Annotated in this window: 12 protein-coding genes and 9 pseudogenes; 8 read left to right on the forward strand and 13 right to left on the reverse strand. The window is 57.1% G+C overall.

Annotated features, from left to right (window positions below):
* The first annotated feature begins 67 nt into the window (after positions 1-67).
* A complete protein-coding gene (gene tnpC, locus J2J99_RS32390; RefSeq protein WP_168302355.1) occupies positions 68-1687 on the forward strand; it encodes an IS66 family transposase in 1620 nt (539 codons plus the stop codon).
* A gap of 34 nt (positions 1688-1721) precedes the next feature.
* Here the strand turns inward: tnpC and J2J99_RS32395 are convergent, their stop codons facing one another.
* Entirely contained in the window at positions 1722-2303 is a 582-nt protein-coding gene (locus J2J99_RS32395) for a transposase (protein ID WP_246735442.1), read from the reverse strand.
* 135 nt (positions 2304-2438) lie between these two features.
* Here J2J99_RS32395 and J2J99_RS32400 point away from each other — a divergent pair.
* A pseudogene (locus tag J2J99_RS32400) lies at positions 2439-2570 on the forward strand (ATP-binding protein); the annotation flags it as partial.
* A gap of 827 nt (positions 2571-3397) precedes the next feature.
* Complete coding sequence (locus J2J99_RS32405) at positions 3398-4024, forward strand: response regulator (protein ID WP_168301598.1); 627 nt, start codon at positions 3398-3400, stop codon at positions 4022-4024.
* Positions 4025-4080: 56 nt separating this feature from the next.
* Here J2J99_RS32405 and J2J99_RS32410 read toward each other — a convergent pair.
* The 3 pseudogenes from J2J99_RS32410 to istA form a co-directional block, all read right to left on the reverse strand.
* Positions 4081-4552, reverse strand: a pseudogene (locus J2J99_RS32410) (IS6 family transposase); the annotation flags it as partial.
* Positions 4553-4883: 331 nt separating this feature from the next.
* Positions 4884-5576, reverse strand: a pseudogene (istB, locus tag J2J99_RS32415) (IS21-like element helper ATPase IstB).
* Between the two features lie 47 nt (positions 5577-5623).
* A pseudogene (gene istA / locus J2J99_RS32420) lies at positions 5624-6987 on the reverse strand (IS21 family transposase).
* Positions 6988-7173: 186 nt separating this feature from the next.
* Between istA and J2J99_RS32425 the strand changes: the two are divergent.
* The 3 genes and pseudogenes from J2J99_RS32425 (at position 7174) to J2J99_RS32435 (ending at position 10518) form a co-directional block, all read left to right on the forward strand.
* Positions 7174-7877 (forward strand): annotated as a pseudogene (locus J2J99_RS32425) (IS6 family transposase).
* A 247-nt stretch (positions 7878-8124) separates the two neighbouring features.
* Positions 8125-9030 (forward strand): LysR family transcriptional regulator, encoded by a 906-nt coding sequence (locus J2J99_RS32430; RefSeq protein WP_246763176.1) that lies wholly within the window; start codon positions 8125-8127, stop codon positions 9028-9030.
* Between the two features lie 117 nt (positions 9031-9147).
* The gene (locus tag J2J99_RS32435) at positions 9148-10518 is read left to right on the forward strand and encodes a sensor histidine kinase (protein ID WP_168301600.1); all 1371 of its coding nucleotides are present in this window, start codon (positions 9148-9150) and stop codon (positions 10516-10518) included.
* Between the two features lie 43 nt (positions 10519-10561).
* On the opposite strand, the gene J2J99_RS32440 is transcribed toward J2J99_RS32435, so the two are convergent.
* A protein-coding gene (locus tag J2J99_RS32440; RefSeq protein ID WP_168301601.1) for an IS3 family transposase occupies positions 10562-11616 on the reverse strand; the annotation gives its coding sequence in 2 pieces (ribosomal slippage) (positions 10562-11388 and positions 11388-11616; 1056 coding nt in all).
* Positions 11617-11812: 196 nt separating this feature from the next.
* Here J2J99_RS32440 and J2J99_RS32445 point away from each other — a divergent pair.
* Entirely contained in the window at positions 11813-14077 is a 2265-nt protein-coding gene (locus J2J99_RS32445) for a Ulp1 family isopeptidase (RefSeq protein WP_168301602.1), read from the forward strand.
* A gap of 107 nt (positions 14078-14184) precedes the next feature.
* Positions 14185-15173, forward strand: a pseudogene (locus tag J2J99_RS32450) (IS5 family transposase).
* 52 nt (positions 15174-15225) lie between these two features.
* Here the strand turns inward: J2J99_RS32450 and J2J99_RS34415 are convergent.
* From J2J99_RS34415 to J2J99_RS32500, 8 genes and pseudogenes are all read right to left on the reverse strand, one after another.
* Positions 15226-16050 (reverse strand): annotated as a pseudogene (locus tag J2J99_RS34415) (IS630 family transposase); the annotation flags it as partial.
* A gap of 362 nt (positions 16051-16412) precedes the next feature.
* Positions 16413-17204: pseudogene (locus J2J99_RS32470) on the reverse strand (IS110 family RNA-guided transposase); the annotation flags it as partial.
* 498 nt (positions 17205-17702) lie between these two features.
* A pseudogene (locus tag J2J99_RS32475) lies at positions 17703-18608 on the reverse strand (IS110 family RNA-guided transposase); the annotation flags it as partial.
* A gap of 655 nt (positions 18609-19263) precedes the next feature.
* Complete coding sequence (gene tssI, locus J2J99_RS32480) at positions 19264-21186, reverse strand: type VI secretion system tip protein TssI/VgrG (RefSeq protein ID WP_168301606.1); 1923 nt, start codon at positions 21184-21186, stop codon at positions 19264-19266.
* Positions 21187-21910: 724 nt separating this feature from the next.
* The gene (gene tssG, locus J2J99_RS32485) at positions 21911-22951 is read right to left on the reverse strand and encodes a type VI secretion system baseplate subunit TssG (protein ID WP_246763177.1); all 1041 of its coding nucleotides are present in this window, start codon (positions 22949-22951) and stop codon (positions 21911-21913) included.
* The gene (gene tssF, locus J2J99_RS32490) at positions 22951-24837 is read right to left on the reverse strand and encodes a type VI secretion system baseplate subunit TssF (protein WP_168301608.1); all 1887 of its coding nucleotides are present in this window, start codon (positions 24835-24837) and stop codon (positions 22951-22953) included. Before tssF ends, tssG begins: the two co-directional genes overlap by 1 nt.
* Positions 24837-25334, reverse strand: coding sequence for a type VI secretion system baseplate subunit TssE (gene tssE, locus J2J99_RS32495; RefSeq protein WP_246735443.1), 498 nt, complete (start codon positions 25332-25334; stop codon positions 24837-24839). The genes tssF and tssE overlap by 1 nt, the downstream gene beginning before the upstream one ends.
* Positions 25335-25400: 66 nt before the next feature.
* Complete coding sequence (locus tag J2J99_RS32500) at positions 25401-25934, reverse strand: type VI secretion system tube protein Hcp (protein ID WP_168301610.1); 534 nt, start codon at positions 25932-25934, stop codon at positions 25401-25403.
* Between the last annotated feature and the right edge of the window lie 11 nt (positions 25935-25945).

The raw sequence follows: 25945 nt of genomic DNA on the forward strand, positions 1-25945 counted from the left end.
GCGGCAAGATGAATCATGCCGCTGTAATGGTTGGGAAAACGGCTGTTTTTGTGCTCTACTCATTGCCATGGATTTGCCCCCTCACGACCTGCCGGACGACGTTGACGCGCTGAAAGCGATGGTCCTCGCGATGGCGCGCGAGCAGGCTGCGAAAGAAGCCCGACTGAAGGCCGCTGAAGCTGAGATCGCCCGGTTGGAGGCGGTGGAGAAGAGCGCCAACGAGCGGATTGCCAACCTCACATCGATCCTGAAGGTTCTGCAGCGTACCCAACATGGCACCCGTTCCGAGCGACTGCGCCTTGGTGTCAATGACGAGCAGGTGTCCTTTGCCTTCGAGGAAGTCGAGACCGGCCTTTCGGCAATCCAGAGCGAGCTTGATCACGCGGCCAAGGACAAGCCGAAACGGGCAGCACGTCCGCGCAAGGGTTTTGCCGCTCATCTCGAACGCATCGAGGAAGTGATCGAGCCGGAGATCCCTGCTGAATACGTGGGCTTGGAAAAGGTCCTGATCGGTGAGGATCGCTCCGAACGGCTGGATGTCGTGCCGCCGAAGTTCCGGGTCATCGTGACGCGCCGCCCCAAATACACCTTCCGCGGCCACGATGGCGTGCTCCAGGCTTTGGCACCGGCGCACATCATCGAAAGCGGCCTGCCGACGGAGCGGCTGCTCGCCTATATCGCCGTCTCCAAATACGCCGACGGCCTTCCGCTTTACCGGCAGGAGGCAATCTATCTACGCGACGGTGTCGAGATCAGCCGATCGTTGATGGCCCAGTGGATGGGGCATCTGGGCTTCGAACTTCAGATTTGCGCCGATTACATCCTTGAGCGCGTCAAGGAGGGTGAAAGGATCTTCGCCGACGAAACGACCTTACCCACTCTTGCGCCCGGTTCGGGGAAGGCGACGAAGGCCTGGCTTTGGGCTTATGCTCGCGATGATAGATCCTATGGTGGAACCAGCCCGCCGATGGTGGCCTATCGCTTTGAGGACAGTAGGGGCGCTGACTGCGTGGTGCGTCATCTCGCCGGATTCAGCGGCATCCTGCAAGTTGACGGCTACTCGGCCTATACCAGTCTCGCCAAGACGCGTGCCAAAGACGGCAGCAATGAAACGATCCGGCTCGCAGGATGCTGGGCGCATCTTCGCCGCAAGTTTTACGACCTTCACATCAGTGGTGTCTCAAAGGCTGCAACGGACACGATCATCGCGATGACCGAGCTGTGGCGCATCGAGGATGAGGTCCGCGGTCGGGATGCCGGCAGCCGTTCCATCCTGCGTCAGGAAAAATCTGCAACCATCGTCTCCGAACTCTTTGATCTTTGGGAGAAGGAGCTGGGCAAGGTCTCTGGCAAGTCCAAGACCGCCGAAGCAATCCGTTACGCGCTCACCCGGCGCGAAGCACTGGAGCGTTTCCTGACGGACGGCCGGATCGAAATTGACTCCAATATCGTCGAGCGCGCGATCAGGCCCCAAACAATTACGAGAAAGAACAGTCTATTCGCCGGCAGCGAGGGCGGTGGACGGACTTGGGCGACGCTGGCCACGCTTCTCCAGACGGCCAAAATGAACAACGTCGATCCGCTCGACTGGCTTTCCCAGACCTTGACCCGCATCGCGAAAGGCTGGCCAGTATCCGAGCTCGAGGCACTTATGCCATGGAACTTCAAGCCTGACGCCATCGGCTAACCGCTTACTCTGGGTCTCCACCCGGCTGCGCTGGTTATAGCCGGTGGATTTCTGCCAAGGCCATCCGGCCCTTGTTTTCGCGATTTCGGCGATATGGCGGTCCCGTACCGTTGGATTGAACGGCCGATTGCGGACTTTCAACGGCCGATTGCGGACTTTCAACTGCTGTCTTGGGAGGCGGGATAATGATCTCCACGATCTCGCCGAAGCGCGTCTCCAGAAGATCACGGGTCGGCGCTCCGTCATAGGCGCCATCACCGATAAACTTGGCAACTGGGCCATCAATCTGATCCAGAAGACCTGGCAAAGCGGTCGGATCGCCAACATCATCCGTGGTTAGATCCGCGCAGACAATCTCACCGCTAGCAAGATCAAGGCCAATGTGAAGCTTGCGCCATCTTTTACGTTTCACCTTGATTGTGTGCTTGTTTTCCAGCCACTCGCCCTCACCGAAGACTTTTAACCCCGTGCTATCGACCACCAGATAAACAGGACCGGACGCTCTGGCTCCGGACTTTGTCGACGGCAACGCCAGCCCTTTGCTCCGGCGCGACAGGGTGGAGAAGTCAGGCACGGCAATATCGAACTCCATCAGCGCCGCAACGCAGGCTTTCATTATAGGCCGCCCAATTCGTCACCTTAAACTTCTGCTTGGCTATCTTGTCCCGTCGGTCTGAACTTATGCGACATCATCAAAACCCCGATCAGGAGACTGAAAACCAAAGCCCAATATCAGTCGCCGGTAATCCGCGCAACAACGCCCCGCCTGACCCACCGTTGCCATATCCTCGAAACCGGAAATGACAGCTTGCGCTTCAAAGCCAGCTCGGCGGCGGCCGCACAGAAGAGAGGAGAAAAGGCCAATGCCTTGACCAAAGCCTGATCAGAAAACCATACTCAGAAGTGACTCACTTTTCGGTGGAAAAACCGGCTCAGTTCCGCGTGGAAACCAACACGCGGCAATGCTTCGAGCCAAAAGTTTAGTCGAGGCTTTAAGCAAGCTTCTCATTCATAGCATGGATGTGTTTAATCCACACAATCAATTTTACCAATCGTCCGATATAGTCCATAGGGCAGCCGCGGGTGAGGTTCCGGTAAGTTTATCGGTTTTCTAGGTCACCTCGCAAACGAGCCTGAACATCTTCCGATGTGAGCAGCAATTTGACCGAGCCTTCTCGCGGGGCTCTTGGCTTGTCGAAATTAGGCATGATGGAAAGGAATAAAATGGCTGATCAACTTTAGAAATTATCAGTGCGATCCGAAAACGGGGAGAGAGGGCCTGGCGCAGGTCACGACATCACGGATCAGGGTAGTCAGAACTACGTGCGGCCAGAACACCGGGTACGGAGAGGTTCCTGCGACCAGACTAAGCCACGAGTTCTAGGTGGCTAGGGAAATCTGAACAGCTAGGATAAGGGGAATTTCTGCCGACTTAGATGTCCGGGACAGGAGATAGCATAACAAGACGACCGCGCCGGAACCCTGGCCCCAGCTTCTACACCCCCAAGACAGCTTTTTACGTCTTTATTGGGCCGACGAGGACTACCCAATGTTGATTTCGACGACTAGCAAACAATGACCGAGAAAGGAAAAGCTCGGTCGACGACGAACTAAGGTTCATTGGCTCGGAGCAGGTCTCAAAGTGAGAGGTTGAGGAAAATCGAAGTTGAACGACCTTCCCGATTTATACTGATGCGGAAAGAGGCTTCTATGCAGCGGATTTTAGTGATCGAAGATCAGGATTTAATGCGTTTGGCGCTGATCCAGGAACTAAAGGACCGTCTCATTGGTAGCGTTCTTCTTGGGGCTCCGACATTAGAAATTGCTAAGACTCTGCTGAAGTCGGGGGACTTTAACCTCGTTCTCATTGACCCCGGCTTGCCAGGCGTAAATCCAACGTCACAAGTCGACAGACTTTCGGTTATCAGGCAGGTCGTTGATGCGTCCCCTTCAGCGATCCACGTGGTGATCACTGGATTGGATTCGCTTGCCGAAGCTAACCACTGCCGTCGGTATGGTGTGGCTGGATACGTCAGCAAGATCGGACTGATCAGCGGACTTCTGGCTGAGGTGCTGCAGGAAATTTCTCAAAATGGGTTCTCCATTCAAATATGGGACAAGGAGCAATTGGCGGTTGATTTTCACTATTCCGGGCTTACGGGCCGCGAGCAGGAAACGTTAAATGCGATGCGCCGCCGTGAGCGTGGAGCCAAGCGAAAGGACGTTTACGAACAGATCAGCGAACGGATTGGGGTCGACCCCGCTTCAATTGAAAAATACTACAAGCAGGCTCGGGCCAAGCTGCTCCGGCGAGGCCTATCGCCCGACGGAGTGTAGGCATCGTAAACTTAACGGATGAAAGGCCAGCGAAAGACGCCATCCGCAGATATCTTTCATGCTCGGGCAATTTTCACCCACAGGCTCATCGCCGCCGTGCACAGTTCGCGATGGTGGCCGGAGGAGATGTCGTGGCGCGGGATTTGAAATAGGTTGGCGATTCGGATCATGGATGCAGACGAAGCGTTGTAGATGTCGCTGTGACTTGAAGCGCTTCATGATCCGCTCTCGCCCCCGGACTGGCTGGTGAGAATTCTCTGCCCGATTATTCAACCCTTTGTGGAAGCGATCCTCTACACCCGGCATGATCTCTGGCTTTGCTGCGCCGTAACACCCCAGCTTGTCGGTGATCATCACACGCGGCGACCGTCCCTGGCCCTTCAAGAGCTTGCGCATCAGGCGCATGGCGGCCTTTGCATCGCGGCGGCTTTGCACGAGAACCTCCAAGACGAAACCGTCCTGATCAACTGCGCGCCACAGCCAATGCTTCTTGCCGCGGATTGAAACAACGGCTTCATCGAGAAGCCATATGTGGACGGCCCCTCCTTGCAAGAACTCTTTGATGATTTGATCGGATCTCTTGCGTTCATATGTCGGGCCTTTTGTTGCGCTCACACATGAACGCTGGCCAAGATGGGTTCCGCGACGGGGGTCCCAAACACTTGATCGGGCGATGTCACGTTGTCGGCAACTTAACGGGTGGGGGATAATACGGTTGAGATGACCTCATCGATGCCGATACCGATGAAGCCGCCCCTTCGTTCCGAGATGATTGCGCCCCTTGATTCCGGGATGATCTCCCCCCCTTTTTAGTGGGGTCTGCAGGCAGTAATTGTTGTCAGTTCGTTCAAGTACGGTGTCAAGCTTTTCGAGGCAGATTTCGTCGTAGGCTTTCGCCGCTGAGTTCGATGCGGTGGGCATTGTGGACGAGGCGATCCAGGATGGCATCGGCGCAGGTGGGTCCCCGATGACGCCGTGCCAGGCCGATACGGGGAGCTGGCTGGTAATGATCGTGGAGCGACGGCCATAGCGGTCCTCGAGGATTTCCAGCAGATCGTGACGGGCTGGTTCGTTGAGCGCCCCAGTCGTCCAAGATCAGGACTTGAACATGGCCGAGTGTGCGTTGCAGTCGGGCATACCTGCCGTCGCCACGAGCGAGCACAAGTTGGGCAAACAGCCTTGGGACGCGCTGATAGAGAACGGAACGATCGTCTCGGCAAGCCTTGTGACCGAGAGCGCAAGCTAACCAACTTTTCCCGACACCTGAGGGTCCGCAAATGGCCAGATTGTCATGAGCGCTGATCCAGTCGCCGCCGAGCAGCTTCATGAAGAGCGCGCGATCGAGGCCGCGCTCGCTGCGGTAATCGACGTCCTCCGGCGTCGCCTGGTGACGCAGCTTGGCGAACCGGAAGCGTGCAGCAAGCTTGCGATCGTAGCGGGAACTTCATTCCCGTTCGAGCAGCAGTCCCAGCCACTCGGGGTGCGAGAGATGTTCGGCTTCGCCGTTGGTGACGAGCTCCCCAAAGGCCTTTGCCATGCCGGCCAGGCCCATGGAATTGAGTTTATCGAGTGTTGGATGGGCAACATTCTTCGTTCTCCTTAGTGATAATAGCGAGGTCCACGGATGTTTTCGTGATGGATAGGCTCATGCGAGGCTGGTCCATAGGTGGAGGCAGCTCGATCGAGATGATTGTCGAGAATGGAGCGTACTGAACCGTAGGTCCGGGCCCCGATCTCCAACGCACGGCTGCAAGCGGCATTCACTCTGTCGCGGCCAAAGCCTTTGTTCAGGCGGATAATTCCCTGCAGGCTCGAAAGCCCTGCTCCGGGTGCGGCCTATCGGCGAGGATCTTCTCGCACAGCAACGCAACCTCCGCCCGATGGAAGAAGCCTCAAGTTGAATGCGTTCGATCGTATTGGCGGTGATGCGCGCCTCGACCTGCTCGCGAGCGAAGCGGCAGGGGACAGAGTAATAGTGCCGCTCGATCTCGACGTGGTAATCCAACCCGGCACGCCGGATACGCCATTCCGCAAAGACATAGCGTTCCACAGGCAATAGCCTTAAAGCGCGGGTCGGTCGAGCTCTTCGAACAATTGGCGGCGCGTGATGCCAACCCGGCGAAGAACACGCTTGTCGTTAAGATCATGCAGCAAATCGGCGATCGCCGCATTGACCTCGCCCAAACTGTAGAAGGTGCGATGGCGAAGGCGGCCTTGTCGCGAGGACGGCGTGGCCGCGTCGGCAGAACGGCACTGCCATAGTGCGCTGCCATTGCACAATACGTCCTGTTGACCTGGGGATCGAAGTGGCACGCCTTGATGATCGCCACCTTGGCATTGTCGGGAACCAGCAACGCTGGCGCACCACCGAAGAACTCCAGCGCCTGAACATGGCATTCGACCCAGTCGGGAAGCGTCTCGGTCCAGCGCGCCTGCGCGAACGAAAGGCTGGATGCTCCCAGGACCGCGACAAATAAATGGGCCTGTCGTGTCTTGCCGGACAATCGGTCGACTACGACGGTAACGGTATCGCCCGCATAATCGACGAACAGCTTATCGCCGGCCGCATGATCCTGCCGCATCGTCACCGGCAGCTTCAACGCCCAGCCCCGGTACAGGTCACAGTAGCGACTGTAACGATAGCCATCCGGATGATGACCGATGTATTCATCCCATAGGATCTGCAGCGTCATATGCTTGCGCTTCAGCTCGCGATGAACCTGCGCCCAATCCGGCTCCGGAGCGCGACGGTGCCCAATCTTCGTCCCGGCCGCCCTGTAGAGCGCCGCCTCCAGGACGGCATCGCTGACCTCGTCACCCAGAGGCCACGACAGCCCGGCTACCGCCGCACGCCGTAGCGTCTCGCGCACCGTCGAGGGCGCAGTTCCAACCCGCACCGCAATCGACTTGTGCCCAAGTCCTTGCTCAAAGCGATATCTCAATATCTCGCGGACACGCCGCATCTCCAGTCTCTCCGCAGGAATCCCGTTCCTTCCTCTTCGACGTCAAAGGAAGAAACTTCACACCTGCAGACCACCCTTGCCAGATGCCTCAAAGGGGGCGGCATCATCTCGGAACAAGGGGGCGACTATTTCTCGGAATTGGGGGGCGACATCATTTCGGAATCAGGGGGCGGATTGCCTCGGAATTTGCACTCATCGACCACCAGCTACAAGAACCACCGATTTCCACCGCAGATTATCGCCCGTGCGGTCTGGCTGTATTTCCGGTTCCCGTTGAGCCTGCGGCTGGTCGAGGGAATGTTGCTGGAGCGCGGTATCGTCGTCTCTTACGAAACGATACGGCGATGGGGCCGCAAATTCGGGGCAGCCTACGTCAAGCAGCTGCCTAGAAAGAAGCCGTTGCGGAAAGATATCTGGCATCTGGACGAGGTCGTGATTTCCATAGGCGGCCGAAAGCATTGGCTGTGGCGCGCCGTTGACCAGGAGGGCTACGTTCTCGACGAGATCGTCCAGACCCGCCGCGATACCAAGGCTGCCAAGCGATTGCTGGTCAGGCTGCTGAAGAAGCAAGGTCTGTCGCCGAAGGCGCATCGTCACCGACAAACTGCGCTCATACGGCGCGGCAAAACGGGATGTAATGCCCGGCGTCGAACATCGATCGCACAAGGGCCTTAACAATCGCGCAGAGAATTCTAACGTGCCGCTTCGAAAACGAGAGCGGATGATGCAGGGCTTTCGATCCGTCGGAGGTTTGCAACGTTTCATCTCGGTCTTTTTCAGCAGTCCGAAATCTTTTCGTCGTGCCGCACCAGAGACACTCAACCCTAGCCACCCATATTCATCGGATCGCCATGGCGCAGTGGAAAGCCGTGACCGCTGCAATTGCATGAGTTTACCGACAAGCGACTTTACGGCCGTTGATCAAACAACGTGACATCGCCCCTACAGCCCTTGCCGGAAAGCACGGCCATCACGCGCGAGCTAGACCATTCATCGGGACACCGGCCCTCTGGCCAACGACCAACTAGCGCTGTGGTGGTTAGAATAGGGATGATTGCACCCCTTTTATCAAACATGAGATACGTGCATCATCTATTCTTAACACTGTGGCACGTACATCATTGCGAAAGAACGATCGTGAAAACGCTGAATCTTGCATCGATTGACTTGAACCTTTTAGTGGCATTGGAAGCCCTATTAGAATACCGGAACGTCACACATGCGGGCCACCACGTCGGCAGGAGTCAACCGGGGATGAGTCGGGCGTTGGCGACGCTTCGGAGCATTTTCAATGACGAGCTATTAGTTCGAGCCTCAACCGGCTACGTGCTTACCCCTCGCGGTCAAAGACTGGCCAAAAGACTACCAGCGGCGATGAACAACATTCGGGACATGATGACTGAAGGCAATCTCCCCACAATGGAATGGGGACCGAAAACAATCGTGGCGATGCCTGATCACCAAACGCTTGTTTTGTTACCGCACCTCCTGCAGCGGGCGCCTCACCTCGAAATCGCCCCCCATTCACTCTTCAGTGGCTTACTCGAGGGACTTGAGCAAGGCGATTTCGATTTAGCAGTTGGGCAAATCTCCTCCGCTCCGCCCGGCTATTTGCGGCGCAGCCTCTATACTGACCAGCTCGTGTATTTGCTACGACACGACCACCCGGCTTTGGCGCAGGATTGGACAGTTGAGAGCTTGAAGGCGTTGCGTCACGCTGGCACTAACTCCGACCTCCCTATACGAGACGGCCGAATTTATGACGAACTGCCATACGTGGACTTACCGGATCAGAATCCGACGCGGTTTTCGCATGTACTAACGGCCGCGATGGTGGCGGCCACGAGCGATTTGGCCTTGGCGGTGCCACGCCGGGCTGCGGCACGTATTTCCGAGATGCTGCCGCTCACGGCTGTTGACCCACCCGTGGAACACAAACCCTACGAGCTAATGTTGATTTGGCACGAGCGGTGTCATCGCGACCCTAGGCATCAATGGCTGCGCAGCGAGTTTGTCGCAGCGGCCGCGGCGGGAGCGACCTGAGACGAGCACGACGTCGCCAGCAGCAGATGTTCGCCGCGAGTGAACGGCTATCGCGAGCGAGATGAATCATTTCGAGTAACTTGATTCAGGGAGCTCCTAACAGCGAAGGTGTTGACTATGAAGGCACGCGTCCGAAGGTCACCGGAATCTCTTTTGCAACGGCTGGCTAGCTTTTATGTGCGCTTACCCGTTACGGCAGGCCTGCGTCTGGGCGGTCCCGCCGGTGGTGTCGCGAACCCTAAAAGGTTACTCAGCTCCGCAATCGCACTTTATGTCGTATTGGTGATGGCACTTTCACTGAGTTGCTGGTCAACTATTCGACTCGAATACTACCGAATTGAAACCCGACAATCATTTAATAAGGCTTTTGAAGCGGCGATTACTTCAGAAGAAACCCGCTTGAGCATCACCCGGGTTGCCGGTTGGCTTCGTCTAGCCAGCAAGACCAGTCAAATGGTGCCGGAGTACGGCCACGAAGTAGAATCTGCCGTCAACAATATCGATCTACTGCAAACCTTCGAATTCCTGAGAGGGAAGAACAGCAACCTATTAGTCCGAACGCGCGAACTCATAAAGACGCACCTTAGTCCAATCGGATTGAAAGGCGGAGACTATGATCAAGCGCTCCGTTACGCGGATCAAATTGACAGAAATTTGACAGGAATTTACGGTTCGGCGGTCGAACACCGCAGGAACTTGGTAGAGAAGGCACAAGGTGCGCGCAGCACGGAATGTAGCTTTCTTGTATTCGGATCATGTCTAGTTTTAGTCATTGTTGGCATTAATACGATTGTTCAACACCGCGAATTTGCCGCGCGCCGCGATGACTACGTTCGTTCCTTTGCATTGCTTCACGCGCACATGACCCGATCACGAGTTACTTCGCTTCGATTATTTCTGGACCGCCTTGGTGACCAACGTTCAGCTCTACCCGAAATGCTTCGGGCTGCGCTAGACGCGGTGAACGAACTCGAACGAATCAACAATGCGCTCGTGCGGATCGTTGCTTCTGAACGAGACCCCCGAACACAGGCGCTCGGCAAACTCCTTCATCGGATAGGCAGTACACCCACCAGCAATATTCGGTTGGAAATCGAAAACGATGCACAATTCCTACAAGTTCCTGGCGTTCAAGTTCACTTGATCGTCGAAGAGCTCGTTAATAACGCTATAACTGCAGTTAGCGGAAAGAAAGACGCGCAAATAACGATCCATGCGCGTCTCCTCAAGCGACGCTACTCGTTCGCCCGCAGGATCCTAATTCAAATCTCGGACACCGGCAGAGGCATGACGTCAGACGAGATGCGCAAAGCCGCAATGCCATTCTTTTCAACCGGCGCGGGCTCGCGCATTGGCCTGGGGTTAACAAGTTGCATCAAAATGGTGAACGCCATGAGTGGCGACATCAGAATCACTTCGTCGCCGGGGGTCGGCACCGTCGTCAGTGTCCTGTTGCCGGTTCTGAAAACCACACACCTCCCTGAATGAACTGGGTAATCCCCCCGTTTTTAGCGGGGCTCTGCAGTAGAATTCACGCAGCCATTTTCAATTTCTGTGCGGGTGTGATGCCGCCGATGCCCATATTGGGCCGTTCGTTGTTGTAGGTCCATAGCCACTGTGTGGCGAATTTCTGTGCCTCCTCGATGCTTTCGATGATGTTCTGGTCGAGCCATTCATGGCGGACGGTGCGGTTATAGCGCTCGACATAGGCATTCTGTTGCGGCTTTCCGGGCTGGATGTGGTTCAAGGCAATCCCTTGTTTCTCGGCCCATTCCATGAGCTTGCCGCTGACATATTCCGGGCCGTTGTCCACCCGAATGGCGTATGGTTTGCCTCGCCATTCGATGATCTGGTTCAGACTGCGGATCACGCGTTCAGACGGTAGCGAAAAGTCCACCTCGATGCCGAGCCCCTCGCGGTTGAAGTCATCCAGCACATTCAGCAGCCGAAACTGCCTGCCGTCCTCCAGGCGGTCTGCCATGAAGTCCATCGACCAGACCATGTTCGGTTGATCCGGGACGATCAGCGTATCGGGTTTGTCCCGCTTCAAGCGCTTTCTTGGCTTGATCCGCAGGTTCAATTCCAGCTCGCGGTATATCCGGTAGACCCGTTTGTGATTCCACAGATGCCCCCGGACATTGCGCAGGTAAAGGAAGCACAGGCCGAAGCCCCAGCTCTTCTTTGCTCGCGTCAGCCCGATGAGGAGATCGGCGATCTGTTCGTTCTCCTCGTTCAGCTTGGTGCTGTAACGATAGCAGGTCTCGCTGACCTCGAAGGTGCGGCAGGCGAGCGCAATGCTCACCCCGCGCAACGCCACTGCTTTCCCGGCCATCTCCCGGCGTTGAGATGGCCGCGTCACTTTTTTCCCAGAGCCTCTTTGAGCAGTTCGGCCTGCATGCTCATCTCCGCATACATCTTCTTCAGTCGACGGTTCTCGTCTTCCAGAGCCTTCATCTGACTGATCATCGATGCGTCCATGCCCCCATACTTGGCCCGCCATTTGTAAAATGAGGCCGTGCTCATCCCGTGCTCCCGGCATAGCTCGGGTACAGGGACACCACCTTCTGCCTGGCGCAGGATGGCCATTATCTGTGGTTCGCTAAATCTGCTCGTCTCATCGAAATCTCCTCGATCATAAAGCCGGAGAAAATTCCACTTTTGAAGCCCATTAATTGGCGGGGGGATTACCATTATCATGGAATACCAATCTTGCATGACGGCCAGAGACGAATCGGCCGTATCATACCCATGATAGATACCTAATGGCGAAGGAGAGACCGCGATGCGCAATACAGGTTGGGAATCGTCCGACGAATCGTCCGACTCTAGTCCCGAACAAAATCTCGAGGCTGATACTTGGATCAGGAATTTGAGAGGGGAAGATGTGGCGCAGCAGCTGAGCGACCTCCATTTAGGCCGTGGTGCAATTCGGCGTACGTCCATGGGTGGGTCGATGCGCATGCCGGTGCAGCCTTCCCTGCGAGACAACAACATCAGCGGCGCGCGCCACAGCACAGACCAGTCTTACGAAGCCTCGAGCCGCTCGCGGTCCGGGCTTTCGACCTCCTCGCAGGAGGAGCCGATAACCCGACAGCCGAAAAAAAAAGGATTCTTTGCAGCAGCCGCACATAAAGTGAAGAAGGCCTTCGCTCAAAGGAGCGGCAAGAAATCGTCGAAGGACTGGACGCGGGAGCCGGAAACGGTCGTTGAGACGACGTTTCGCGTCGATCATGCCAAGAAGCAGCCTGCGGGCTCTGCCGACGACCAGCGCCTCATTGATGAGGCGGTCGCGACGGCAACGGGGAATGATTATGCGGAGAGCTACATCGCAACTAATCGGTCCGCTCTTCGCAGATTATCCGGCGAGCTCAACTCTCGCGGATCCAGTCTAACTCAACTTAGTGACCAACAGCTGCGCGCATATGTTGACGCCGAGCTCGAGGGGGGTGCTTATTATAAAAAAGCGCTGAGAATGCTTCAGAACCACAGAGATACCCTTCCGTTGGAGGAACGGTATCAGCCAATGGATCAAGCGCCACCGCCGACGCGCACGGGAGCAGTGCGTCGTCCCTCTCCTGAAGACCTGGCCCTCATAAATAAGGCAATGGAGACGGCGCGCGGAAGGTTAGCCCCGGTGACCATTTCCCAGTATGCTACGCCTCTTCGCAGGTTAGCTGAGGCGCTCCGGTATTGCGGCCAGAGCCTTACCGGAATCGAGAACGCGACGAGGCTGAAAAACCGTGTTGCGGAGTTGGGCCTGGATAGCCCCGAAATGGCCGGCGGGTTGCGCATGCTTGAGTCACACCGCGAGGCCCAGCGGACGCAAAATTCGCAGGATGTAGGCGGAAGCCTTCAACCTTTTCCGTGGCAGGTCGTAGTTCCCCGGAGCCAGATAGATCCGTCGTCAGAGGTCCCGGCGATCGCGCCATACTCGAACACCTTCGGTTGGCCAGACGGTTCGCAGCAGAACTGGCAGGAGGATGTGGCGGCAGGGTTCTTAGGCTACGCGCCACCCCCGCCCCAGATAGATCCGTCATCGGACGGTTGGCAGCAGAACTGGCACTTTAACCCGCCCTTAACGCCGGAGTTCGGCTTGACGCAGAACGAGCTACCTCCACCGACACCAGAAGAACGCCCCTGGGACAATACGCGTCAGTCATCGGACGGTTGGCAGCAGAACTGGCACTTTGCCCCGCCCTTAACGCCGGAGTTCGGCTTGACGCAGAACGAGCTACACCCTCCGACACCGGAAGAACGCCCCTGGGACGCGGCCAATATTCCGGATTTCGGCTCTGTCGTCGGCCGTTGGCAGCACGGCCGCCAGCCTGCCCCGGACGTTCTAACCAACGCTCTAATTGCACACGGCCTCATGCCAGCCTGGAACTCACAGACACACTTGTTGATCAACCACGAGCTTTACACGGCCGAGCTGCAGTGGGACGGAGGTGTTTTTCTCACCCATCAATCCGGAGCTTGGCTCGGCGACAGAGATTGGCTGCACGACCGGCACATCGAAAGGGATTTCATTCGCCTAAGGGGTGAGTTGCAGAGAAACCACCCGCATCTCGCCGCTCGGACGACGCTGGTGGATCCCGCGGTAGTGCAACTTATGCAGACGGACCAGTTAAGGGCGTTCCAGTACATGGTCCGCGGCCAACCCGGTACCGCGCAGGAGGGTGCCGAGGATGCAGCCGACTTCGTGTTCATTCCAGTGACTGACGCCCAGGGTGGTGATCCCAATCAGCGCGGCACCCACTGGTCGCTGCTACTCCTTGATCGCCGCGATCGAAACAGCCCGATTGCCTATCACTACGACTCCGCCGACGACTACAACGCCGACGCTGCCGAACGGGTCGCAAGGGGGGTGGGAGCCAGGGTGATCCGAATGGGGATGGCCCAGCAGCCGAACAATCATGATTGCGGCGTCTTTTTGCTGGAGGCGGCGCGGGCGCTGATTGGACAATTGACACGAGGACAGCCCCCGCGGGACCTCGACAACCTCGTCGCCGATCGGCGAGCACTCCAGGCCCGATTAAGGGACTTTTAAAGGGCGAAGGGATCGAGGTTTGGGCGGCTGGGGCTTTGGTGCATGAATGGTTTCTGAACGGTTCGGCGATAGGCAAACAGGATCGCAATCAGCTTGATCCGAGTGCCATGCCGTACAAACACAACGCCAATCGTCGTCATCACATCGCAAAGATGAACTTCAGGGTGACGAATTGGCCGGAGTACGAGGCAGGCCTGCGTCGGCGTGGACAGTCTTACACTGTGGATGACGCCGGAAGCATTGGCCGGATGGCATGCACGACGGCGAAAAACGCGAGGTGGTCAACCCCGTAATTCCGATCTTGCCATCGAAACGGCCCTGACCCTGGGCTGTGTGTTCGGAATGCGGCTGCGCCAGACCGAAGGGCTCATGAATTCGGTGTTCGATCTTATGGGACTTGAGATACCCGTCCCCGATCATACGACGCTGAGCCGTCGGGCACAAACGTGGAAGCTGCCGGCCCAACGAAACCCGCCTCTGCCGGACGGCCCGCTGCATGTGCTGGTCGACAGCACGGGGTTAAAGGTGTACGGCGCCGGGCAATGGCTTGAGGAGAAACATGGCGCCAGATCACGCCGCAACTGGCGCAAATTCCATCTGGCAGTGGATGCCAATAGTGGCGAGATCATTGCCCATAGGCTGACCGATCAGGGCACGGATGATCCTTCCCAGGTGGAGCCGTTGCTCAGCCAGATCGACGGCGAGATTGACCAGTCACCGCCGACGGAGCCTATGATGGCAAGCCAACCTATCAGACGGTCCTGCAGCACAGCGCAACCGCGAACGTCGTCATTCCACCGCGTTCGACGGCGGTGGAAAGCAATGGTGATACAGGGCCACCTGATCAAAGAGACAAGCACATAGCGGCGATCGCAAAAGACGGTCGGCTGCAATGGCAGGCGGCCACCGGCTACGGCAAGCGTCCACTGATCGAAACCGCCATCGGGCGATACAAGGGGGGCTGATCGGGCGACGTGTGCGGGCTCGTTCGTTCGCCACCCAGCAGACAGAGGTCGCCATCGGTTGCATCGTCCTCAACCGCATGCTGGCATGTGGACGCCCGGAGTCTGTCCGGCGTCAAGTCAGGCAGGCATAATACCAACATGCGTTGATCAAAACCGATGGGCCCACTGGCGCAGTCCAATAGACATTATGAGCTTCGGCGTGACGTGCCATCCGGCTTGATCGAGGATGAGGACCGCGTGAGCGCCGTCATCGACTGCCTGGCTGATTTCCAGCAAATTCATGGCGTCGGTATCGCAACAGGGCAATACGAGGCCCGCGCCCTTACCTTGCTTGGGGCAGATGGCACCGAAAATGTACGCCCACATCGTCCGTTGATCCAATGGCGCTGAAGGTCGGGTACCACGGCGAGCCCATCGGCGGGTGATCTTGTTTTTCTGACCTATGCGCGCTTCGTCGGCCCACCAGAGTTCGATCTCGGTATTCTTCGGGAGGCTGTTTCTGATGGCTGCCAATGCGGCAGGGAACTCTTTTTAAAAGCGTCCACTTCGAGTTCATTCTGGGCGTAGTGGCGCGGCCGGGCAGACAGCTTGGCAAAGCCGAGAGCCTTCAATTCACGACCAACCGTGGTCTCGTCCATCGAGATCCGGAATTCCTGGAAGATCCACCTTGCGCCGCCACCGAACGACACCGTCGATAGCCGGGATCGGACCACGCTCTACAATCTTGGCCAAGGCCTGGCGCTCATCAACATTCAGCTTGGGCCGATTGCCAGGAGCCTTGCCGTTGAGGACCCCGGCAAACGCGTGTTCATTGAAACGAACGACCCAGTCGCGAACAATCTGCAAGGTCACGCCCCCGATCCGGGCCGCATCTGTACGCGAGCCACCGTCATAAATTTCCGCCAACGCCAAAAGCCGCCGCGCTTGAGCGGCATCCCTGGTCCCTTTCGCGAACTGCCGCAGAGCAGGACCATCAAAATCATCGCGCAATGCAATCGCCGAACCCATTGCAAATCTCCCGTTTGCTCGATTTTCACCGATTCGGGAATCCCAAAAGAATCGCACTCTGCGCTCGCTGGTATAACCGACAACATCAAAGGCCGATATGCGTTCGATTCATATCCGCTCACCAACGCCATTCCCAATACGACGGCGATCTCGCGGGAGCTCCTCCCGCTTCCGGCAAGCCGAAGCATTTGTCTTAATTGTCTCATGGTCAGCCTTCTCTTTGCCGGCATCAAAATGTCCTCGTTCATCGCGAGGTGATTGATGCCAAAGTTGCTGACCCAAGGGATATCTTCGGTGCCGACAACTGGCCGGTTTTTGATTGGAATGGCGGCCGGCTTCAGGTCGGAATCCGCACCACATCTAGAGCGTTCTGAGGGCACCAGCCCTAGATAGGCCATCAATTGCCGCGGGTTTGTGAAGCGGCTCAGATCGCCGAGTTCGGCAATTATCGTCGCCGCCGTCACCAGAGCCATGCCAGGTAACGATTGCAGTGCGACCACCACTGGGGCCAATGACCAGTCGCCCAGCATGGTCTCGATCTGCTTCGTCAGCCGATCTCGCCGCTCAGTGGCTGCGTCGATCGTGGCGATGTGATCCTCAAGCACGATATTGTGGATTGGCTGCTCAAAGCGAAGACCGGGCAACCAACGTCGATGCATCTGTGTCCAGGCTGGGCGGCCGTAGTGAAAGCCGTGTCGGAGTAGAAATCCGCTGAGCTGCTGTCGGGCCTGACGCAGGCTGCGGACCGCGGCAAGCCGTGCCCTTACCAAATCACGCATCGCCTCATGAGCGGCATCGGGTATCCAGTCAATTCCCCGGCGCGATGTAATCTCGCCAAATTGTTGGCGTCGCGGCGGTCCGTCTTGATACGATCGCCGGGTTTTTTGGGATCAACGACGGCGCAACGACCACCAGTCGTGCCCGGCATCCGATAGCTGTCGCTGGATACCGTAGCCGCACGGACCTGCTTCGTAGCAGAACTTTAAGGCTCGACCCGGCTGAACCAACTTGGTCAGCAGGCGCGACAGAGCCGCAGGGGTGTTGGTGATTTGGCCAAATGCACGCACGTCACCACGCTCACCGCCATCAGCAAGCGCTACCGCGATCGTATCTTTGTGAACATCCAAACCAACATATATGATAGTCTCGTTCATGCCGTCTCCTATGCATGAGGCTCTGTGCGAGGTTAACTTACGCAACCCTCGATACCTGCATATTGTGAGACGGGTCACCTGGTCCCCAGGCGAACATTTAGTCTAGCTGTTCAAATTTCCCGAGCCACCTCTGTCGGGTCATGCCTTTGCAGAAAATCCGAGCTGAATGCGCTTAGCGCGCAGGATTGCCTTAAGGACATCGATTCCAAACTTGAGGCTTTCTGCTTCAGCATCGATGGAGATACCTATCGTGGCGGTGCCCTTGGCTTCATTGAGCGCGACCTCCTCTAAATCATCAAACCACTTCTGACCTTTACCTTCTTGAATTTTCGATAAGTTCTCAATCGCCACCCAAAGTGCCGATTGAACTGCTATGAGGGCGGCGCCGAGGTTTTGTTCATTTGCGCCGGAGATAGACACGATAGGTTCTTTTCGGTATTTCATGGTGTTCCCTACATAGGATGGAAATTGGCCGAGCTGGCCCCTCAGCAACAGTGTTGTTGGGGCTGGTTCCATGTTTTTAAGAATAATGTTGCTCACGATGATGAGCTTTCGCATGGCGGCGACGATGGCAACCTTGGGCGGCGCGCCCGCGTCGCGCAGCCTTTTGTGGAAGGTCTTGATAGCCGGGTTGCAACGGATGGCCGAGAGCGTAGCCATATAGAGGGTCGCATCGGACGGTGCGCGGCCGCCGGCGATATGGCGTTGTCCACGCCATGTGCCGCTGTCGTGAGCGATGGGGGCGACGCCGACGAGGGCGGCGAGCTTCTTGTCGTCGATGGCGCCGAGTTCGGGCAGTTCGGCGATGAGCACGGCGGCACTGACCTCGCCGATGCCCGGCACGGTCAGCAGCAGATTGCGGCGTGCGGCCATGTCGGGCTCGGCCTCGATGGCGAGCGCGATGGCGGCATCGACGCGGGCGAGCTGAGCCTTGAGGGCGGCGAGGGTCTCGCCAATCAGCGCTGCGACGGCCTCAGGCGCATGCTCGAGGCGGTTCTTCTCGGCGACCGCCATGTCGATGAGTTGGCGACGGCGGGTGACAAGCGCAGCAAGCGCGATGCGGCCGTCGTCGATATGGGGGATCTGTGCCGGCCGCATCGCTCTGGCGAAGTGGAGCGTGACGCGGGCGTCGACCTGATCGGTCTTGGCCAAACGACCGCTGGCCCTGGCGAAGTCGCGCACCTGGCGGGGATTGACGACGGCGACGGCAATACCGGCGGCCATAAGCGTTCTGACGATTGCCATCTCGTAACCGCCGGTCGCCTCGACGACGACAAGCTCTGCGCCGGCCACTGCCGCAGTGAGTGCGACACAGCCTGGCGCATTGTTGTCGAAGCGGACAACGGCGCGTTTGCCCTCAACGGCAACGTCGAGATGGGCCTTCGAGACATCGATACCGACCATGAAAGATTGCTGGATATGCATGACTGCTCCTCCTTGCAACGCGGGCTCGAAGCCCAACCAACCGTTCGAGCGAAGACATGGCGACGGAGATGCTTGCTGAGGCACGAGTTCAAGACCCAGGATGACACGCATCTCCGCCGCGCAGCCCCTTAATACAGCAACGGCAACGTACAAGGTTGAGGTCGGTTTAAGCATGCGCGCCATCGACGAAAGGGGCGCGCTGCGGTGTGGGCCATGGTTGCAATCTGGGCCATCGGTCATGGCGCCGTGCTCGAAGACGACGGGCGGGTATCCCGCGCTTAAACGCTGGGGCGTACTCATGTCCCCATCACCCGACTCTGGCTGGCGGCGATGATGGGCGGACCGCCAGGGATCTGTTCTGCCGAGAGGCATAGAGCGGTAACTGGATTAATGAGGACGGGCTGACCATTGACCCGTATGCGCGTGGCGGCGGCGATCCAGCGTGTTGTCACACAGGGCTGCGGTTTGCCGTCTGGAAGCGTGAAGGCGCAGCCGGCCACCAGTCCTTGGTCAGTCAAGACCGCCACGGGCATGTACGAGACGGAGACGCGCGGCGAGGTAGTTTTTACCACAGTGAGGATGCCGCCGTGCGGGCAGCTCGCGATGGTACCTGTGTGAAGGACGGTACCAGGCATCAGGTCACCACAAGCGCTTCGTTGTTGATCATAACCGAGGGACCCAATATCTGAACCGAGGCTCCCTGGCTGTTCGTGAGAGTGATTCCGGCGGCGCCGATTTCGATGACTTGCGTACCGGTTGCGGCCTTCACTGAGAGTCGAATTTTGTCAGGGCTCAGTTCGATCCTGCTGCCGAGTGCCGCCGCAGCTGACGTCAGGAGGTATTGATTCTCGACCTCGATGGCATAGATATTCCCGACCTTGACGTTATGATCTTTCTGCGCTTTTAGAAAGACTTCCTCAAAACCTTGTCTATCCTCGAACCGCAGTTCGTTGTAATCTGCAATTGTGCCGCGATCGGTGTGCGTTCGGAAAGTGGAGCGGGTCTGGTTGGCCGGCAAGACCTCGGGCGGCAGGTTGGAGCCGTTGTAGACAACCCCGGTCACGAGTGGACGGTCAGGGTCGCCATGGACGAAATCCACCACAACCTCTTGACCTATCCTTGGAATTAGCAGGCAGCCGAAGCCCTTGCCCGCCCAGTTTTGGGCTACCCTGATCCAGCAGGAGCTACTTTCGTCCTTGTTGCCCTGGCGATCCCAGAAAAATTGGACCTTGATCCGGCCGAACTGATCTGTGGCGATTGTCTCACCCTTCGAGCCCACCACGACCGCCGTCTGCGGCCCCTTGATAATGGGCACCGGCGTGAGGCGCGGCGGGCGGTACTGGGTGCTCGCAGAGATGATCTCGACCTTACCACGATAGAGAAAGCGCTCAAGATCGCGGCCGGCGACCCCTCTCGACGGATCGTCTCCAACATCCCCCAGAACCATGAATTCGTTTGCAATCGCCAAAAAGCGCTGAGTGGCCTTCGGGCGCACACCCCCTTCGCCGTAATTAAAAGGATTGGCCGCCTTGAAGATGGATCCTGTTGTGATCTGGCGAGCCGTAGTCTCAATGCTCGCGCGATAGTAATTACACGCGAGTTCTTCCGCGCGGATCGCGGCGTAGAAATCGCCATCCCCTTTTTGCTTGTAATCTCCGGGATAGTTGAATGTCTCTTTCAATGTTGGGGAAACGACTGAAGTCAGGGACTCCGATGCCATGACAGGGGCGCCAGAACGGTTGATACCGGCATTCATTGCGGGTGGAATGCCTCCTATCCGCACGGATGGGAGGTGCGCGATAGCAGTGAGCTCTGCCATCGGCTTCTCATAATCATAGTCCTTGAGAACGACCTTGGAAGGCTGCAGTGACACGACTTCGCTCCAGTCCAAGATTAAATCATCATGATGAAGGTTTCGGGCTGGCCTAAGATTTGGATGGGTCTCCACGGTCTCAGGCATGCATGTCGCGTGGCTCGAAAGGTTGTCGACAAGAACCAGATCATGTACGTTCGCCCCGTGTTCAAAATAGTAGTATATGCCGTCCTGCTCCATTAAGCGGCTGACAAAGTTCAAATCCGACTCGCCATACTGCACGCAAAAGCTACGCCGAGGAAACCGCCCGACTGTACGGTTCTTGAAATTTTGTTTGTGTTCTTGAAGGATGGACGTAATGATTTCGATGCTGGTCTTGTTCTGGAAAATCCGACTGTTAGTACGATAGTCGAGTAAGAAGAGCGAGGGACGTACCTCTGCAACGTAGTTTAGGTGCTCGGTGGCGTGCAGCCCGAGATATTCGAACCGAGTGATTACGCCGTTGAAAAAGCGCGTTGCCGCGTCCTTCAGCTTAAGGCCGACCGTCAGGGGTTGGCCAGGAACTTTGGCGAAATTCTGAATCGGAGTCGGGGCGGCGAGCATGACTTTGTAAAGGAAGGGTTGCGACAGGCGTTCGGTGCCTTTGAGCCAGCGAATAGTGACATCTCCCGGTTGGAATGCGGCCGATGTAATCGCGACAAATCGATTGTGCTTCAGAAGATTTTTGATTTTAGACTGGGCCATAATGGATTTCCGCTAGTTTTGCTGCTAGAGCGCCGCAGCGCTTCGTTCACTTGGCTGAAGAGACACGGCCGGAGCCGCAGATGAAAATATGAAAGGCGGCACGAGGGACTTCGTTGATGAGCCCCGCCGATTGGCCTCCACCGCCGCCGCCGTTCAGTTGCGTTGACTTGATAATCCCCAGGGCGCCAACCTATCTTATGCTGCAGCACCTTCGTTCCTTGATGAAGAAGGTGGATTTCGGGTTTGAGATAACTGCAGTTGGCGGCTGATGGTGAGTTGGGTGCGGGGGAGGTCCAACAGGGTCAGCAACTTGTTCGGCAATTGGCCAACGGGCATATGCTATTGCGGCGGCAAGACTAGGGGCGATATGTTTTGGCCGGACCGCGCCATATGGATGGCGCTCTCGCAACGAAACCGTCCGCATCCTGTTCTTCTGATCACGCGGTACCGTTATCGGTGGGCTGTAGGTGCTCACTGGCGTCAAGGTCTTAATAGTCTTAGTAAAGGTCGCTCGCCCTGCGAGAATGCCTTGGTCAACGCCACGATTTGGTATAGTCCGCCACAAATCTTGCTTGGCCGTGCTATTGAGCGGTTCGGGCTTCAATTCAAAATAAGTTGAATAGTGCGCCCCGCTAAATGTTGTCGCACTTTTGACTGTGACCTCGCGAAGGACACTCGACTTGCTGTTGAGACTCGTGCAGCTCAAATATTCCACTCCATGAGATTACTTCGAAGGTTGAACATCCGCGCCGGTCGGCAGACGCACGATTGGCGTCAGGGTCAGGTCGGCGGCATCATGAAGGATCCTGCGTTTGCCCACCCAACTGGTCCAGCCGAGCCTACCGCTATGTCCTAAAAGAACTTTCGGCACCTCTTTGTGGTCGAGAACAAGGTTGAGCTCCCAGTCCAGTTCATCACTCAGGTAGTTACGAATAATCGTGGCGAAAGTCTCGAGGTCACGTGCTCCTGGCAGTAGCCGCTCGTACTGAGCCAAGCCGAGCGGACCAATGACGATGCGGAAGCGGTGGTGGTAGACTTTGATCCTGCCACCAACAGTAGCTGTGCTTCCAACTGTGCCGGTGCGTGGATCACGACCCAGAAGGCAGAGCGAGCTGATAGGCAACTCAACCCATTTCGGAATAAATTCACGGATTTCGATGGGAGCCGCAAAGAAGCCGGCGAGAATGGCGGCTAGCCCGTCGGCATTGCGGGTTAGCGAGGCGAACCGTCCGATAAAGTGTAATTTAGCCAGATCGGGCATGGCGTCACGCCTATGAAGAGAGGTCATTCCAAAGCCTGCGAGGGCGCCGAGCTGCAGGGCAAAGCGATCTGCATGTGGCCGGTCATGGCTGACCGTGGGCTCGCTCTCCGCCCAGGCGCGGAAGAAGAGCGAGGCTAGTCGATGGTGAAATATATCGGTGAAGCGTACGAATGTTTCATCGGCAGCATTGCGCTGTCGAAATAGAGCAAACTCGGTCAGATGCAGAGGCAGCGGGCCGTTGGGGCCGAACAGGCCAAAGGTGTAGGTGGAGATACTGGCGGGACGGTTCCCTAAAGCCTCTGTCACGTGCGCGATAGACCGCGTCGGAAAGGCCAGCGTGGGCTGCTGTCCAAGTCGCACCCTATCTAAGTTCGGCCGGCTCGATTCCCCAAGCCGAGGGCCATCCCAACAAATTACATCGATGAGCCGCATAACCTGAAAGAAATCGTAGGCATGCGGCTCGGCCGCCACCGCACCAAGAAGGTGGTCGAGCTTGCTCTGCATCACAGGGCCGTCCGGCGACCAAGCATTGTGGGCCATCGCATCACCTTACCGCGTTGCAATGTCGAGACGACCATCTCCGTGAAGCTGTTGATTGATACATATCTCGCGAAGAACTGGTTGAGCACAGAAGTGAGAGGAAAAATACCCACGCCTTCGAAAGCCGCTTCGTCCAGGATAACGCTGATTTCGGTACCGCGTGCGACAGCTGCTTGTCCGCCGCCTGGCAGTCGCCGATCTATCGGTCGCGACTGGATTTCTCGTATGCCGTCGATCTGCCGTGCGGCAAGAGCATCTTCGGGATCGACGTAAAGGCGCAAGAGTTCGCGCAGCGCCTCTGCGCCCCCGTGACTGTTATTGTTAGAATTGGTGATCGAGAGATAGTTCAGCGACAGGTGGCTGATTAGCTTCCACGCCACATCTCCGCTCGCGGAGGAATGACGCGGCCTGCTTGGCAACGACAGGCACCGCGTGGCGGTAATCGGAGCTCCGATTTCGAGAGTGAAATCTGTTTCGTTTTGACCGATCGGAAGTAGCAGGGGAAGATGTCTATTCGAGCAAAGACAGCGCACCGACAACCATGAGATATCCACCGAATTGGGCGCCGCCCGCCGGTCGACCAGTGAGAGAAATGTTTCGCTGCCGACATAGCCAGTCCTGGCGCCGTTCAGATGCTGGTGCTCCGGCAGCAGTCGATGCTGTCGCCTAACGGTGTAATAGCTGTTGTTCTGCACCTCCCGTCCATGGGCGCTAATGCTGTAGAAAGGAAAAAACTGAACGGGGCCTGCTTCGCTTCTCTCTCCTTTTCCACTCATCTCGAGTATCGACTGAACTTCGAAATCAAGTGGCCTCATTCGGTCGACAACCAAATGATGCTCGTAATTCTGGTTACTCAAGTGGATGCGATCTGCTTGGCGCTCGAAGAGATTGATAGCCGGTGTCGCGAAGAGAGCGATGTTATGAGTTCCGACGTGACGTTCCAGCCGTGGCTCGGCACGGCCGAGCGCGAACACGATCTCGAGAGTATCTGTCGCCGACAGGCCCACCGCGTCGGCTAGCCCGCTGAGCTCGATGAACAAGGTTCGCTCCGCAAGCGCGAAATATTCCTGCAGCAGTCGATAACCGTCAAAGGAGCGCGGAACCGCCGGCAAAAGCGCAAAGTTGTCGTCCAGACCGCACTGCCGCAGTTCGCTGAGTGGGATTGTCTCCTGCCATGGGGGTGGCCGGCCAACTGGCCGAGCGACAATGGCGCGAGGATCGGCGACAAGCTGTTCGGCGACTGCCGCGCCGATGCCGCCGGGTCCAGCAAGGAAGAATGTCAGGGCACGAAGCGCGAGCTTGTTGAAGGGAATTCCATTCGTTGTCCGAAGGCGAAGTCGCAGCGCAGCCTTCACGTCTTGCAGGGGTGGGAGATTTAGAGCCGAAAGTTGCGACGGCGTGGTATAGTAGTCTACAGCACTCACCTCGATCGGCCAGAGATGGACGTCGTGAGCAGTGCGGAACTCGCAATGGGTGACTGCGTCTGAAGCGAGTTGGCCGAGCAGCTTCGTTCCGCGCGGCACCACATATCCCTGTTCAAACCGCCCGGCCAAGGGATCCGGTTCGAATCGGACGATCGTCGTCGATGGGATCGGAGACAGAAAATGTGGATAGACCAGTTCCAGCAGGTGCTGCGTGAAATCAGGAAAACGAGCCTGCAGCTTCAATTGGACACGCGCCGCCAGGAAAGCAAACCCTTCTAACAACCTTTCGACATAGGGGTCGGCAACTTCGGCTGATTCCATTCCGAGCCGACCAGCGACCTTTGGGAATGAACGAGCAAACTCTGCTCCCATCTCCCGGATATATGCAAGCTCATCATTGTATAATTGGAGAAGCCTCGGGTCCATCAGTTCCGCTCCGAGGTAGTTTCGACAATGCGAACGATCCCACGTCCTCCATCAACGTCAGTACGCATTACGATCCGCAGCGGCACTGGCTGCGCCCAGAGGTCAGCCTCAATTCTAAACCCAAAAGGGCCGCTACTATGAGCGTCAGGCAGCGGTGTAACCTTGACGGTTTCCGCGAGGAGACGAGGTTCGAAAAGTTGCAAACTATAGGCGATCTCCTGTCCTAAGTCGTTTGCGTCGAGACTTTCGACCGCGGCAAGAGCGCGGACTCCGTAATTGAGGGTGCTGGCTTCAACGTGGGGATAAGACCGGAGGTCTATGGTTGCGGCCAACTGAGTTGCGTTAAGCAGCCAGGACACGTCACGCAGGATCAGCGCTTGCATCTTGCTGAGCGAGAAATTGTAAAAGTTTGCCGATTCGAACGTAGCGCGCGGCGCGTCGTCCGTTAGCCGGTCGAGAAGCGATGGCTGAATCAAATTCCACTTGGCAATGACCATATTCAATCTCCATATGGAGTGCAAGAAGCCGGACGCGCAAAGCGCAACCCCTAGGGTGCGCTTGCCTCATGCGACAAGCCTGTTGAAGTCCGTACTGTTGGCGATTTGATTCCAAATACCCTCCCCAGATTTCGTAAGAACACCTTTATCGTCCTGCCCGTAGTAGATGATCTTGCAGGCGCCGAATCGGAAGGTAATCGTCTCCTCCGGGGCGTCCTCCGCATGTGCCCACTCGACCTTCTCGATCGCCAGCATGTTGAAACTCCAGTGCAGGAATAGGTTCGACGAGGCCGTCGCCCGTCCGGCGCCAGTCGACTTGAATAGCTTTAGATCAACGTTGTTGAAATGGGCACCGCGGCCACATGCTACATACAGGGGGGCAGAGGAGTTATCCACCTGCTTCTTAATGGTGAAGACTTCAAACTCGGCCTTACCGGACCCAGCGCCCGAGGTGTGTGGACCGATATTGAGCTTGTTCTCGAGCGAGAAGCTCCATTGGTCGCCAAGCGTGATGCCATCCTTTAGGATAATGGACTCCCCCTTCGGCTGGATTCCGTCTTTAGACGCTTGCGTGAAGCTCATGACTGCATCGAATGCCATTCTGAATGTCC

The sequence above is a fragment of the Rhizobium binae genome, from assembly GCF_017357225.1.
Lineage (GTDB): Bacteria > Pseudomonadota > Alphaproteobacteria > Rhizobiales > Rhizobiaceae > Rhizobium > Rhizobium binae.